Consider the following 13,651-nt stretch of genomic DNA (forward strand, 5'->3'; position numbering starts at 1 on the left):
CGGCACGGAGCGTGCCGCGACTGACGATGGGAGCGTTGTGCCGTGAGGAAAAGTCGATACGTAGTGGTGGGCGCGGGCGGGGTAGGCGGGGTGGTGGCAGGCTTCCTCGCGGCGGCCGGTGAGGACGTGCTGCTGATCGCGCGTGGCGAACACGGCGACCGGATCCGTGCCCAGGGTCTGTTGATCGGCACGCCCCGGGGCAGCTTCGTGGCCCACCCGGCCGTGGTCGATTCGGTGGACGAGTGGCGTCCGCTGGCCCGCGACGTGCTCCTGGTGGCGGTCAAGTCGCAGGACGCGGTCGGGCTGTTCGCCGACCTGGCCGCCAAACCGGTGCAGGATTCGTTCGTGGGCCACCACGTTCCGCTGTTCTGCTTCCAGAACGGAGTCTCGAACGAGCGGAGTGCACTGCGCTACTTCTCGAGGGTGCATGGCGTCTGCGTCGGCGTCCCGGGCGTCTACCTGCAGCCCGGCAGGGTTGATGATCACGGCAGTCCGGTCCCCGGCGTGCTGGAGATCGGTCGCTTCCCACACGGCTCCGACGAGGGCGACGCTCGCCTGGTGGATGCACTCGCCCGTGCCGGCTTTCGCGCCTACGTGACCGAAGAGATCGGGCCGTGGAAGGCAGACAAGCTGATCGGTAACCTCCGCAACGCGATCGATGCGCTGTTCCCAGCCGATCGCGGAAGCAGCGCCGCCCAGCTGCTCACCGATGCTGCACGCAGCGAAGCACGCGCGTGCTTCCAGGCAGCATCGATGAGCGTGATCGATCCCACCGAGCTGGAGGAGCATCGGACGGGATTCTCCGAGGTACCGGTCGACGGCACGGCCCGGGCTGGTGGATCGACCTGGCAGAGCGTGGCGCGGGGGTTGTCCTCGGTGGAGACTGACTACCTGAACGGCGAGATAGCGCTGCTCGGGCGGCTGCATGGAGTTCCGACACCAGTGAACGACGCGTTGCAAGAGCAGATGTGGGCACTAGTGGTGGAGGAGCGACGCGACCGCGCGAGCACCGCCGCCGAGCTGCTCGACTCGCTCCGCATCGTGGCCTGAGCGGCAACTCCGCGTGGCAGGCCGCACTCGGCGTCTGCGGTCACGGTGCCACCGGGGCAGTCAGCCGAGCCTGCGCACCGCCGACCGCACCCCACCGCCGGCGGCCAACGCCTCCCGCGCCGCGGCCGGCGAGGCACCGGAGAGCATGGACGTCAGCGCGGCCGGCAGGTCACCGTCGCCGGCAGCCAGCGCCGCCCGGCACTCTGCCTCCGGCGCCTCGGTGGACATCACCAGGATCCGCACCGCTCGCTCGTCCAGCTTGGTGTTGGTGGCCAGCATGTGCGTCATCAGGTTGGACCAGGTGCGCCCGGCGCGGATCATCAGCGCCGTGGAGAAGGCGTTGATCAGCACCTTGGTGGCGGTGCCGGCCTTGAGCCGGGTGGACCCGGTCAGGGCCTCCGGCCCGGTGGCCGCCTCGATCGCCAGGTCCACACCGCGGGAGAGCACGGCACCGGACTGGTTGGTGATCAGCGCCGTGTACGCCCCACGCTCGTGCGCCGCGGCCAGCGCGCCGCGGACGTACCCGGTGCTGCCCGAGGCGGTCACTCCGATCACCACGTCCGCACTGGTGACCGAACCTGCCTCGGCAGCCCCGGCAGCCTCGGCGTCCTCCTCATCGATCGCCGAGTCCAGCAGCGCCGGCGCGCCACCGGGGAAGTGCCAGACGAAGGTGTCCTCCAGCCCGAAGGTGGGGCGGGACTCGGTCACGTCGATGAACGCCAGCCGCCCGGACGCCCCGGCACCGAAGTAGTGCACCCGCCCACCCGCCTGTAGGCGTTCGTGCGCGGCCTCCACCAGCACGGCCAGCTGCCCGGCCACGCCCAGCGCCGCCTGCACACCCACCAGGTCCTCGGTCAGGATCGCCTCGATCGCAGCCTGCGGATCGAGCGTGTCGATGTCCATCATGGCCGGGTTCCGGTCCTCGGTGGACAGCCCCAGAGGGCTGGCCTGCGGCCAGGTGGGGGTCTGGTCGGTCATCGCGTCCTCACTTCTCGGCGCCGGAGGCGAGGCCGCTGATCAGTAGCCGCTGGGCGAAGATGAACAGCACCACCACCGGGATGGTCACCACGATCGAGCCCGCGAGCAGGATCGTCACCGGGGTGTCGAACTCGGTGAGCTGGGCGATCCCCAGTGGTGCGGTCCACAGCTCGCGGGACTGCACCAGGAACAGTAGCGCGTACAGGTACTCGTTCCAGGCGATCATGAACATGTACATCGCCGTGGCGGCGATCCCGGGCAGGGCGATCGGCAGCACGATCCGCCAGATCACCCCCATCAGGGAGCAGCCATCGATCAGTGCCGCATCCTCGATCGAGGACGGCAGCGCGATGAAGTAGTTCCGCAGCATGTACAGCGAGACCGGCACGGTCAGCGCCACGTACACCACCACTAGCCCCACCAAGGTGCCGGTCAGCCCCGCCCGGGAGAGCAGCACGAACAGCGGTACGGCCAGCACCACCCCGGGGAACATGTACACGGCCACGATGATCGCGTTGCCCACGCTGCGTCCGGAGAACCGGATCCGTGCAGTGGCATAGGCGCCCAGGATGCTCACCAAGATCGAGGCGAGCACCGTGCCCACGGCCAGGATCAGCGAGTTGACCAGGAACCCGCCCAGGCCGTAGCCGCCGTCGGCCGTGGACCTCAGGGCATCGGCGTAGGCGCTGAAATCGAGTTCGCTCGGCGCGGGGAACAGGTTCAGCGGGTCGTTCAGCACCGCGGCGAACGGCCGCACCGAGAGCACGATCCCGTACAGCACCGGCCCGATGGACAGCACCAGGGTGATGATGATGATCGAGGCGCGCAGCGCCTTCACGCCGCCCGACTCTCTGCGAACCGAGGTACTCACATCGCCTCCTTCCGCCGGTTGGCCAACGCCCAGAGGATCCCGAACACGATCAGGATCGCCGTCATGCACAGCCCGTAGGCGGCAGCGCTACCGACATCGGCGCGCACGGTCAGCTCCTTGAACACCTTCACCGCCATCACCTCGGTGCCACCGGCGCCCTGGGTGAGCAGGTAGATGTCGTTGAAGTTCTGGAAGGACCAGATGAACCGCAGCAGCAGCAGCACCATCACCACGGTCCGCAGCTGCGGCAGCACGATGTGAGTGAGCCGCTGGCGGGCGTTCGCACCGTCGATCGCGGCCGCGTCCTCGAGCTCGGCCGGCACGTTCTGCAGCCGGGCGGTCACGAACAGGAACGTGAACGGCGCCGACTTCCAGATCTCGAACAGGATCACCACGATCAGCGCCAGCGGGATGCCCACCCCGGCCACGTCGAAGGACTTGGTGGTCAGGAACGCGATCGGCGCTTCCCAGCCGAGCACCTGCATCCCGAAGGCGTTGATGATCCCGTACTGCGGGTTGAGCATCGTGCGCCAGATGGTCGCCCCGGCGATCACCGGCAGCACGTACGGCACCAGGAACAGCGCCCGCACCACGTTCTGCCCGCGGAACCGTTTGCGCATCGCCAGCGCCACGATCACCCCGCCGCCGATCACCCCGATCGTGGTGAAAACGGCGTAGGCCACCGTGGTGCCCAGCGCGCCCCAGAACGCACCCGAGCCGAGCGCGTCCCGCATGTTCCCCAGCGACCACTCGATGTTGCCCAGGTTCAGCTGGGGGATGTCGATCAGCCGGAAGTCGGCGAAGGCGAACACCACCACCGCGCAGAACGGGATGAGGATCACCAGCGTGATCGCCAGGTAGGACGGTGCGGAGAGCAGGTACCCGTGCAGGTTGGCGCGCTGGGCCCGGCTCAGCCGGGACCCGCGCGCCACCTTCGTCGTGCGTGCGTCAGCCATCTACTAGCCGAGGTCGTCCTGCAGGGCCTGCACGTCCGCCGCCATATCGGTCACGACCTGCTGCGGGTCGGTGCCGGAGTAGAGCGCGTCCAGGTGCTCGGCCAGGGTGTTCTGCGCGAACGCTTCACCGGCGAGCACGGCGTCGTCGGTGCCCAGGCCCCACGCGGAGACGGCGTCCATCCCCTCTCCGAGTCCGGTCACCATCTCCTCGCCGTAGATGTCCGCCACGGTCTGCTCCGAGCCGGCCATCGGCAGGGTGCCCCACTCGTCCAGGTACTGGGTCGGGTTCTCGGCGTTGCCCGGGCGCAGCGGGATGCGGCCCTCCGGAGCGGTAGCGAGCATGTCCGCGTACCCGGTGGAGAGGATGTACTCCACGAACGCACTTGCCCCCTCGGCGTTGGCGCCTTCGGGGATCACGTAGTTCAGCGTGGTGCCGTACTGGGCGGGGAACTCCTCGTCCAGCACGGTGATGAAGTCGGAGTTCTCCACGAAGAAGTTCTCGTTGTCGGAGCACTCGGCGCAGGTCAGCGGGTTGTCCGAGTCCAGCCCGGCGAGCTCGTCCAGGATGTGCGTGGAGAACAGCAGGAACGCTGCCTCCCCGTTCAGGTAGGTGGACCGAGCGCTGGTCACGTCGAACTGCCCGGCGGCGCTGGACTCGGCCAGGGTGGCGAAGTGTCCGGCGGCCTCGGCGCACTCCGGGGCGTCGATGGTCACCGTGCCCTCGCTCACCAGCTGGCAGCCGGTCTGCTGGAAGGTGGACTGAATCCCCTCGGTGGCCGACGGCGTGCCCACCTGGGTACCGAACGCCATCCCGGTGATGCCCTGGTCCTGCCGGATCGTCTCGGCCGCGGAGGCGAGCTCTTCCAGCGAGGTGGGTACCTCCAACCCGGCCTCCTCGAGCAGGTCGGTGCGGTAGACGATCACGTGCGTCCACCCGTCGGAGGGGACCGCCTGGTAGGCGCCGTCGATGTTGATGAAGTCCAGCGCGCGCTGGTTGAACGTGTCCGCGCCGAGGTTCTCGATCACCGCGGTGGCGGCGTCGGAGTCGACCAGTCCCTGGGACTGCCAGGCGGACAGGTCCGGGGCGTGCAGGGCCACGTCCGGCACATCACCGGAGGCGGCACCGGTGACCAGCGCCTGGTCCTGGTCGGCGCCGGCCATCGCGACGATCTCCACCTCGATGCCGGTCTCCTCGGTGAACGCGGCGGCCACCTCCTCCTGGGCGGCCATCCGGTCCGGCTGCACGTGCGGGGTCCAGAAGGTGATCGGCCCGGAGTCGTCACCGCCGTCCCCGTCGCCGCCACCCGAACAGGCGGCCAGCGCCAGGGCAGAGGCCAGGGTCACAGCGACACCGCCGATGATCCGTCGGTCTACTTTCATTGTCCTGCTCCTTTGCATCGAGGTTCCGGGAACGGTGAACGGCTTACGAAACGAGCGAGGCCAGGCTCGGGGGAGGAACGTCGTCGGCCTCGTGAATGGACTGCAGCAGCAGCGCGGTGAGCTCTTCGCGCACCTGCGCATAGGCGGGATCGCCATAGACCGACTGCAGCTCCGCCGGGTCGGTCTCGGTGTCGAAGAGCTCCCACTCCGGCTCGCGCGGGTCATCGATGGCGCCGGTGATACCCAGCGCCTCCCCGTAGTAGTGGATCAGCTTGTACCGATCGGTGCGCACCCCGACGTGGGCGCCGACCCCGGCCTTGAGGTGCTCCCAGTACCGGTAGTAGATGTGCTCGCGCCAGTCCTGCGGCTGCTCACCACGGGCGATCGACCGCAGCGAGGCGCCCTGCATCCGGTCCGGCGCTTCGATGCCGGCGTAGTCCAGGAACGTCTGCGCCAGGTCCAGGTTCAGCGCCAGATCGTCAGAGACGGTGCCGGCCGGGATCTCCGCCGGGTAGCGCATCACCAGCGGGATCCGCAGCGAGTCGGCGTACATGAACCGTTTGTCGAAGTAGCCGTGGTCGCCGAGGAAGAAGCCCTGGTCGCTGGCGTAAGTGACCAGCGTGCTGTCGTTCTGACCGGTGGCATCGAGGTGGTCCAGCAGCCGGCCGGTGGTGCGGTCCACGCCGGCCACACAGCGCAGGTAGTCGCCGATGTAGCGCTGATAGAACCAGGAGGTGCGCTCGGCCTGGGAGTCGAACTCGGGGATGGTGGTCTTCGCGTCCAGCTCGTCCAGGTCCCGGCCCACCCGGATGATCGCTTCTTCGGCGGCGCGGGCGCGCCCGGAGTAGTCGTCGAACAGGGTCTCCGGCTCCGGGAACGTCACGCCCTGGTACAGGTGCTGCTCCTGTGGTCCGGGGAACCAGCGCCGGTGCGGGGCCTTGTGCCAGAGCAGCAGCAACCAGGGCTGATCGCCGTCCTGCTGCTCGAGCCAGTCCAGGGCGAGGTCAGTGAGGATGTCGGTGACGTAGCCGGTGTGCTGGGTGCGGCCATCCGGGCCGATCAGCTCGGGATCGTCGTAGTCGCCCTGACCATCCAGCACCTGCCACTCGTCGAAGCCGACCGGATCGTGCCCCGAACCGTGGCCGAGGTGCCACTTGCCGAACAGGGCGGTGCGGTAACCGGCGGCCTGCATCAGTGCCGGGAAGGTGGGCTGGGCCGAGTCGAAGCTCGTGGTCAGCGTCATCATTCCGTTGCGGTGACTGTGCGCACCGGTGAGGATTGCTGCCCGGGAGGGGGCGCAGAGGGCGTTGGTGCAGTCAGCCTGGTCGAACCGGATGCCCTCAGCGGCGATCCGGTCCAGGTGCGGAGTCTGGTTGAGCTGGCTGCCGTAGGCGCTCATCGCGTGCGCGGCGTGGTCATCGGTGAGGACGAACAGGATATTCGGGCGATCGGGCACGGCTGCACCTCCCTCCAGGCGTTGCGCCGAGGGTAGGCATAGGAGGCCGGCCGAGTCGCGCACCAGCGGCCAGATGAAAGCGACGGCGGGTCTGGCCGGGCGTGGTGACGGAAAGTGATGCTCCGAGTGGGTGGGGCAGGTGTTCCCGGCAGGGCGCGGTGGCCGGCGGGGCCAAGCTGGAGCGCTTCCGCGGAAGCGCCTCAGTGCAGAATCTGACCCTCCGGAGCGTCGCGGGGTCTCGCCTGAGCCCGAGGGAAGCGCTCCGGTGCCCGCTCGACCTCAGGACGCTTCATGACAGCACGACACCGTGCATGGTATTAAATGCCCCGGCTGGAGTGTCTACTGCTCACCTGGGCGGTACAGCCAGACGGCTTCCGCTGCGCGCAACGTGGCTGGATCACCGCCTGGTTGGGAGCGCCAGAGGGCCTCGGCGCCGGCGGGGCGCTTCAGCGGAAGCGCTTCAGTGCCGAAATTGATCTGAACCGCGAGGGCACCCCGGGTCAGAGTGAGCAGATCGTCGTGATGGTCGACGGCGGTGCTCACCGGGAGCGTGTCGCGCAGCCGGGCCCAGGTGGTCAGCAGGGAACGCCACCGGTTCAGGTGGCTGGTGTCGTTGCCGCGCTGCGTGGCGGCGGAGCCGTGTTCGGGCAGCGGGCCGTGGGCGAGCCAAGGTTCGGCACTCGAGAACCCGCGCCCGGGTTCGTCGGTCCACGGGATGGGGGAGCGGGCCCGGTCCCGACTGGCGTCCAGCTCACCGGCGCGGAGTGCGATCGGGTCCCGGGCGGTGCTCGGGTCGATCTCCAGATCGATCATGCCGAGCTCCTCGCCCTGGTAGAGCAGGTAGGGGCCGGGCATGGCGAGCACGGCGGCGGACAGGGCGAGGGCGCGGTCGGCACTGCCCAGGCGGGAGGCCGGGCGGGCGCGGTCATGGTTGGACAGGAACCAGCCGAATCTTCCGGCGGTGTCCGGGCTCGGGGTGCGCAGCACCTGTGCCACCTCGGCGGCGTCGAACGGGACCCGGTCGGTACCGAACCACATCGCGGCATCGAGGCGGCCAGACTCGAGGTACCGCTCCACCCGTTCGGGGTTCTCCAGCACGGTCTCGCCGAGCAGGAAGGGATCCTCACCGGCATGGGTGCGGGGGAGTCGCGCGCGGAGCTGGGTGTAGAGATCGACGACGTCGTCCTGGTCCACGTCGTAGACCCGGGCCAGGCCGCGGGCTGAGCGCACCCGCCCGGCGGGCACGTTCTCTGCCCGGGTGGGTTCGAGCACGGGGTTGTCCGGCAGGTCCGGGTGCTTCAGCAGGTTGTGCGCGACGTCGATGCGGAAGCCGTCTGCACCGAGCTCGATCCAGTGCTCCAGGATGGCGACCCACTCCTCGAACACGCGCGGGTTGCGCCAGTTCAGGTCCGGTTGCTCCGGGAGGTAGGCGTGCAGGTAGTACTGCTCGGACTCCGGTTCCCAGGTCCAGGCGGACCCGCCGAAGTTCGCCAGCCAGTTGTTCGGCGGTCCGCCGTCGCCGGCTGGGTCGGCCCACAGGTAGTAGTCGCGGTAGTCGACACCGTCCCGGCCCTCGGCCAGCGCGGCCTGGAACCACGGGTGCTCGTGCGAGGTGTGGTTCGGGACCACGTCCACCAGCAGGCGCATGCCGCGCTCGTGCAGCTCGTCGACGAGCCGGCGGAACGTGTCGGTATCGCCGAAGGCCGGGTCGATGCCACGGAAGTCGCTCACGTCGTAGCCGTGGTCGTGCCCCGGGGAGGGGAAGAACGGCGTGATCCACACCGCGTCCACGCCCAGCGCCTGGATGTGGTCCAGCCGGTCGATCACACCCTGCAGATCACCGGTGCCGTCGCCGTCGGAATCGGCGAGGGAACGGATATAGACCTCATAGATGACGGCGTCGCGCCACCACGGGCGAGGTGTGGCTGTCGGCGAGCGGGTGGGCACTTCTCCAGGGTAGAGGCTCGCCGAGTCGCCGCGGCTGAGGGCAGGTCGTCACCAGCAAGATGCAAGAAGTTGACAAGACTTGTACAAGACTGTCAAAGTCGTGTCATCGAGACCAGACAACCAGCGGAGCCATCGGCATGGGAGCCACACTGACTGAGGTCGCGCAGGCGGCCGGCGTGTCGCTAGCGACCGCCTCGAGGGCCTTCAAAGACCCGGATCGGCTCGCAGGTGCGACCCGAGCGCGAGTTCTGAAGGCGGCAGCTGACCTGGACTACAACACGCATACAAGTTCCTCCGCCCGCACCTTCGCGGTCGTGGTGCCCGATGCCGCGAATCCGATTTTCGCTGCGTTGACTGCGGCCATTCAGGAACAGGCATGGGCGGGTGGGCACCATGTGCTTCTGTACAACACCTCCGAGCATCCGTCGGTCGAAGCGGACGTGCTGCGCTCGCTGCCGGCTACGGTCAGCGGTGTCATCCTCGCCTCGCCGCGCCTGGCTGCGAAAGAGCTCACGACTGCGATCGGTAGCACGCCGCTGGTGGTCATCAACTCCGGTGTCACGTTCTGCATGTCTGTGCTGCTGGACGTTGATACCGGAATCGAGCAGGCCTTCGAACACCTTTTTGCCCTTGGGCACAGACATGTGGCCTACGCTCCAGGGCCTCGGTCCGCATGGGCCAACCAGCGCCGGGACGAGCTAATCCGCGCCTGCGCTGAGCGGTGGGCGATGAAGCTCGATGTTGTCGGCCACCAGGCAGCGAGCGTTGACGGCGGCCTGGCCGCCGCTGCCTCTGTGGTCGCCAGCGGCGCCAGCGCCGTGATTGCGTACAACGACCTGGTTGCGCTCGGTGTGCGGGCCGGCGCTCGCGCTTTGGGCAAGGAGTGTCCGCGTGATCTGAGCATCGTGGGTATCGACGACCTGAACGTCGCAGCGGTCTCCGAGCCGAGTCTGACGACCGTGCGGGTCGACATCACCGACGGTGGTGTGCGGGCCTATCAAATCCTTGCCGACGTGGTGTCTGGGAAGGTCATCGACGCAGGTCCGGAGCACCGGCCGTCGCAGCTCATCGTTCGGCACTCGACCGCCTTGGCGCCCGGCACGGGCGACCTCCGCCGAGAGAGCCACGCGTGACCACCATCTGTACGGGGCGCTGTCTCACCGCTTACCGGTCGGTTCCTGAGGAGACTTTGAATGCCTGAGACCATCTCTGCCGTCGATGTGATCGTCACCAGCCCCGGACGTAACTACGTGATCGTCAAGATCACCACCGACGCTGGGTTGGTCGGCTGGGGCGACGCGACGGTGAACGGGCGCGAGCTCGCCGTCGCCAGCTACCTACGTGACCACATCGCCCCCACCCTCGTCGGACAAGACCCAGGCAATATCGAAGACATCTGGCACTACCTGTACCGCGGCGCCTACTGGCGGCGCGGCCCGGTGACGATGGCCGCGATCGGCGGGGTCGACCTCGCTCTCTGGGACCTGCTGGGCAAGTCCCTCGACGTCCCTGTCTACCGGCTGCTCGGCGGTGCGGTCCGCTCGCGGGTACTCGCATACACGCACGCGTCCGGATGGAGTCAGGAAGAGCTCGAGGACGCCGTCGACGCCAAGCGTGCAGCGGGCTTTCGCGCGATTCGGGCCCAGTTTGGTGTGCCCGGTTTGGACGTCGTCTACGGGATCACCCGCGAAGCGGGCTACGAACCTGCTGCACGCGGGTCTCGACCGATGGAAGAGACGTGGGACGCCGGTGCGTACCTGCGACACGCACCGCAAACCCTGCTGCGTCTGCGCGAACACGTCGGACCCGAGCTGCACCTGCTGCACGACGCCCACCACCGACTCAATCCGACACAAGCGGCCAGGTTGGCCAAAGAGCTGGAACCTGTTGATCTGTTCTGGCTGGAAGACCTGATCCCCGCCGAGAACCCGGACCTGCTCCGGCGGGTGCGTGAACACTCCACCACCCCCCTGGCCATCGGCGAGGTGTTCAACACGATCTGGGACTGTCGCACCATCATCAGCGAGCGTTTGGCCGATTACATCCGTACCGCCGTCGGGCATGCGGGGGGCATCTCGCACCTGCGAAAGATCCTGCACTACGCAGAGGTTCACCAGGTCGACGGCGGGCCCCACGGTCCATCGGACGTCTCGCCACTGAGCATGTCCGCCTCCCTACACGTCGGGCTGTCTACCCACAACTTCAGCATCCAGGAGCTGATGGGATATCCCAGCCTCACCAGCGAGGTGTTCCAGTCCTCCTACACCTTCACCGACGGCTATCTGCACCCCGGTGAGGAGCCGGGACTCGGTGTCGAGGTGGACGAGAGGGCAGCCTCGGCGTTCCCGTACGCACCTGCTTACTTGCCGATCGCTCGTACGCGCGACGGCGCGATCACAGATTGGTGACCGGCATGACCACCACCGGAGAGCACACCCTGCCCACTCTCGGGCGCGACGTCGCCCTGGAGCGCGGGATGGCCGGAACAGCTGCGCCGAGTCCCGGCATTCTCCACCTCGGCTACGGCAACTTTCACCGTGCGCATCAGGCCGTCTACACCAATGCGGCCGTGCAGTCTCACGGCGGTGACTGGGGAATCGTCGGTGTGGCGAACTCGTCCCGCGAGGTCGTCTATGCAGTCGAGTCTCAGGACCATCTCTACACGGTGGTGACCATCGCGCCAGAGCGCACAGAGTTCCAGGTTCCACGCGTGCTCGCCGAGACCCTCGTCGCGGCGCAGCAAGCCGACCGTGTCGTGGCACAGATCGCCGCGGCGGAGATCAAGATCGTCACCCTGACCGTCACCGAGCATGGCTACACCTTTGAGCCATCGACAGGTGGCATCGACCTGGCTAATCCGCTCGTCCAGCACGACCTGCAGGTCGTGGACCAGCCGCGTACCAGCATCGGTCAGATCGTGCGCGGCCTGCAAGCGAGGATGCGTGCCTCCGGAGCCCCCATCTCGATCCTGAGTTGCGACAACCTTGGTGGTAACGGTGACCGCACGCGAGACATCGTCACCGACTTCATCGATCACCTTCCCGGTGATCAGGCACGTGACCTGCTGACCTGGGTCGAGTCCCAGGTGACGTTTCCCAACAGCATGGTCGACAGGATCGTGCCGGCAACAAACGACGCGCATCGAGACCGCGTGGCCACGATGTGTGGCTACCGGGACGCCGTGCCCGTACCTGCCGAGCCGTTTACGATGTGGGTGATCGAGGACCGCTTCGCGGCCGGGCGCCCGCGGTGGGAAGCCGGTGGGGCCATCTTCTCCACCGAGGTGGATCGCTACGAGCAGATGAAGCTGCGCCTTCTCAACGGAACCCACTCCCTGATCGCCTACCTCGGCGCCCTCAGCGGTGCTGAGACGATCCCGGCGAGTGTCGGGCAGGCGGCTGTGGCGGACGCAGCGCACCGGGTTCTCACCGGGGAGTACTTACCCAGCGTGGATCTCCCCGGCGGCGTCATCGCTGCCGACTATGAACGCGCCCTGTTCGGACGCTGGAGCAACACGGCCCTGGGACACAGAACGAGTCAGGTGGGCTCGGACGGGTCGGTGAAGCTGCCGCAGCGGGTGTGCACGCCGGCGCTGCAGGCGCTCGGCGAGGGCGTGATGCCGCAGCACCTGGCCCTGTCCGTGGCCGGCTATCTCGCCTGCATCGCTCCCTTGGACGGATTCGACCCTGGCCCACACGCGCACGCGATGAGCGATCCAGCACGCCCGGCACTTGGCGCACTAGCCGCTCGGAGCACCGACGGCCGCACCATGGCCCGGGCGGTCTTCGAGTCCGAGGAGATCTTTCCGAGCGAGCTCGCGGCCCAAGGGGACTTCGTGGCGCGCGTCGGCGAGTACGTCGACATCATCAGCACAGCCGGGGTGGCGTCGGCGATCGACGAGGCAGCTCTTACCCACCAGCCAACCACCCGAGCGTAACTCGCCCGGCTGAACGAACAACTGCGCCCTCTTCCACTCACCGACATACCAATCACCGAACGATGAAGGATCAACGATGAAGAAGTACATGCCAGTCGCCGTCGCCGGCGGCCTTTCCCTCGCACTCGGGTTGACTGCTTGCGGAGGATCCAGTGGCGGAGGCGATGGGATCCAGTTGCGGATGGCGTTGGCCGACAACGAGCAGAGCAACTACTACCAGGGCGCCCTCGCGATTGCCGAGGAGGTGGCCGAGCGCACCGATGGCCGTATCGAGATCACCGTGGTCGCCGGCGGGTCGCTCGGTGACGAGCGCGCCACGGTGGAGATGGCCATGAACGGTGATCTGGACATCGCGACCGGAGCCAACTCCGTCTTCACGAACTGGATCCCGGAGATGTCTATTCTGGATCAGGCTTACTTGTGGGAGAACGCCGATCAGGCCCATGCCGCTGTCGACGGCGAAGTGGGAGACCTGATCGAGGAGGCAGCGCTTGAGCAGAACCTTCACGTGGTCGGCTACATGGAGTCTGGCTTCCGTAATGTCTTCTCGACACGGCCGATCGAGTCGATCGACGACTTCGCCGGGTTGAAGATTCGTACGATGCAGAACGAATACCAGCTCGCCGCTTTCGAAGGGTTCGGTGCAGTCCCGGTCGGACTGCCGTCCGGTGAGCAGTTCACAGCACTGCAGCAGGGAACGATTGATGCCGTGGAGAATGCGACGTCGAACGCGCTGGCGAACAGCTACTACGAGGTGGCGCCGCACATCACCAACACCGAGCACACGTTCGTCTACATCGTCATGGCACTGTCCGACGACGCCTGGAACAAGATTCCGGAGGAACTGCGCGAGCCCTTCCTCGAGGGTATGCAAGCGGGGTACGAGCAGCAGCGCGAGTTCCTCGTCCAGGCGAACGACGAGGCTGAGGCCGAGCTGCAGGACGAGGGCGTGGAGTTCTACGACATCGACCAGGAGGAGATGCGCGCCGCCTGGGAGGACACCGTAGACGGGCACGGCTGGTCGTTCGACCCTGAGTGGCAGGACGCCGTCGACACGGCGCGCGAGCAGGGCTAAC

Annotated in this window: 11 protein-coding genes; 5 read left to right on the top strand and 6 right to left on the bottom strand. The window is 67.6% G+C overall.

Features of this window, described 5'->3' with window-relative positions:
* The first annotated feature begins 42 nt into the window (after positions 1–42).
* Positions 43–1,050 carry a ketopantoate reductase family protein gene (locus FU260_RS11140; protein ID WP_147917125.1) on the top strand — a complete coding sequence of 336 codons (1,008 nt, stop codon included), beginning with the start codon at positions 43–45 and terminating at the stop codon, positions 1,048–1,050.
* Positions 1,051–1,110: 60 nt separating this feature from the next.
* Here the strand turns inward: FU260_RS11140 and FU260_RS11145 are convergent, their stop codons facing one another.
* From FU260_RS11145 to FU260_RS11170, 6 genes are all read right to left on the bottom strand, one after another.
* Positions 1,111–2,028: an N-acetylmuramic acid 6-phosphate etherase gene (locus FU260_RS11145; protein WP_147917126.1), complete on the bottom strand. Its 918-nt coding sequence runs from the start codon at positions 2,026–2,028 to the stop codon at positions 1,111–1,113.
* Positions 2,029–2,035: 7 nt separating this feature from the next.
* Complete coding sequence (locus FU260_RS11150) at positions 2,036–2,899, bottom strand: carbohydrate ABC transporter permease (RefSeq protein ID WP_147917127.1); 864 nt, start codon at positions 2,897–2,899, stop codon at positions 2,036–2,038.
* Positions 2,896–3,855, bottom strand: coding sequence for a carbohydrate ABC transporter permease (locus FU260_RS11155; protein ID WP_147917128.1), 960 nt, complete (start codon positions 3,853–3,855; stop codon positions 2,896–2,898). The genes FU260_RS11150 and FU260_RS11155 overlap by 4 nt, the downstream gene beginning before the upstream one ends.
* Before the next feature lie 3 nt (positions 3,856–3,858).
* The gene (locus FU260_RS11160) at positions 3,859–5,235 is read right to left on the bottom strand and encodes an ABC transporter substrate-binding protein (RefSeq protein WP_168211745.1); all 1,377 of its coding nucleotides are present in this window, start codon (positions 5,233–5,235) and stop codon (positions 3,859–3,861) included.
* 43 nt (positions 5,236–5,278) lie between these two features.
* Complete coding sequence (locus tag FU260_RS11165; RefSeq protein ID WP_210418253.1) at positions 5,279–6,691, bottom strand: sulfatase family protein; 1,413 nt, start codon at positions 6,689–6,691, stop codon at positions 5,279–5,281.
* Positions 6,692–7,030: 339 nt separating this feature from the next.
* A complete protein-coding gene (locus tag FU260_RS11170) occupies positions 7,031–8,638 on the bottom strand; it encodes an alpha-amylase family glycosyl hydrolase (RefSeq protein WP_147917130.1) in 1,608 nt (535 codons plus the stop codon).
* 137 nt (positions 8,639–8,775) lie between these two features.
* Here FU260_RS11170 and FU260_RS11175 point away from each other — a divergent pair, with 137 nt between their 5' ends.
* From FU260_RS11175 to FU260_RS11190, 4 genes are all read left to right on the top strand, one after another.
* On the top strand, positions 8,776–9,771 hold the full coding sequence (locus FU260_RS11175) for a LacI family DNA-binding transcriptional regulator (protein WP_147919443.1): 996 nt from the start codon (positions 8,776–8,778) through the stop codon (positions 9,769–9,771).
* Positions 9,772–9,831: 60 nt separating this feature from the next.
* Positions 9,832–11,046, top strand: a complete 1,215-nt coding sequence (manD, locus tag FU260_RS11180) for a D-mannonate dehydratase ManD (RefSeq protein WP_147917131.1) — start codon at positions 9,832–9,834, stop codon at positions 11,044–11,046.
* A gap of 5 nt (positions 11,047–11,051) precedes the next feature.
* Entirely contained in the window at positions 11,052–12,575 is a 1,524-nt protein-coding gene (locus FU260_RS11185; RefSeq protein WP_147917132.1) for a mannitol dehydrogenase family protein, read from the top strand.
* Positions 12,576–12,651: 76 nt separating this feature from the next.
* The gene (locus FU260_RS11190) at positions 12,652–13,650 is read left to right on the top strand and encodes a TRAP transporter substrate-binding protein (RefSeq protein WP_147917133.1); all 999 of its coding nucleotides are present in this window, start codon (positions 12,652–12,654) and stop codon (positions 13,648–13,650) included.
* Position 13,651 lies beyond the last annotated feature (1 nt).

The sequence above is a fragment of the Ruania zhangjianzhongii genome, from assembly GCF_008000995.1.
Lineage (GTDB): Bacteria > Actinomycetota > Actinomycetes > Actinomycetales > Beutenbergiaceae > Ruania > Ruania zhangjianzhongii.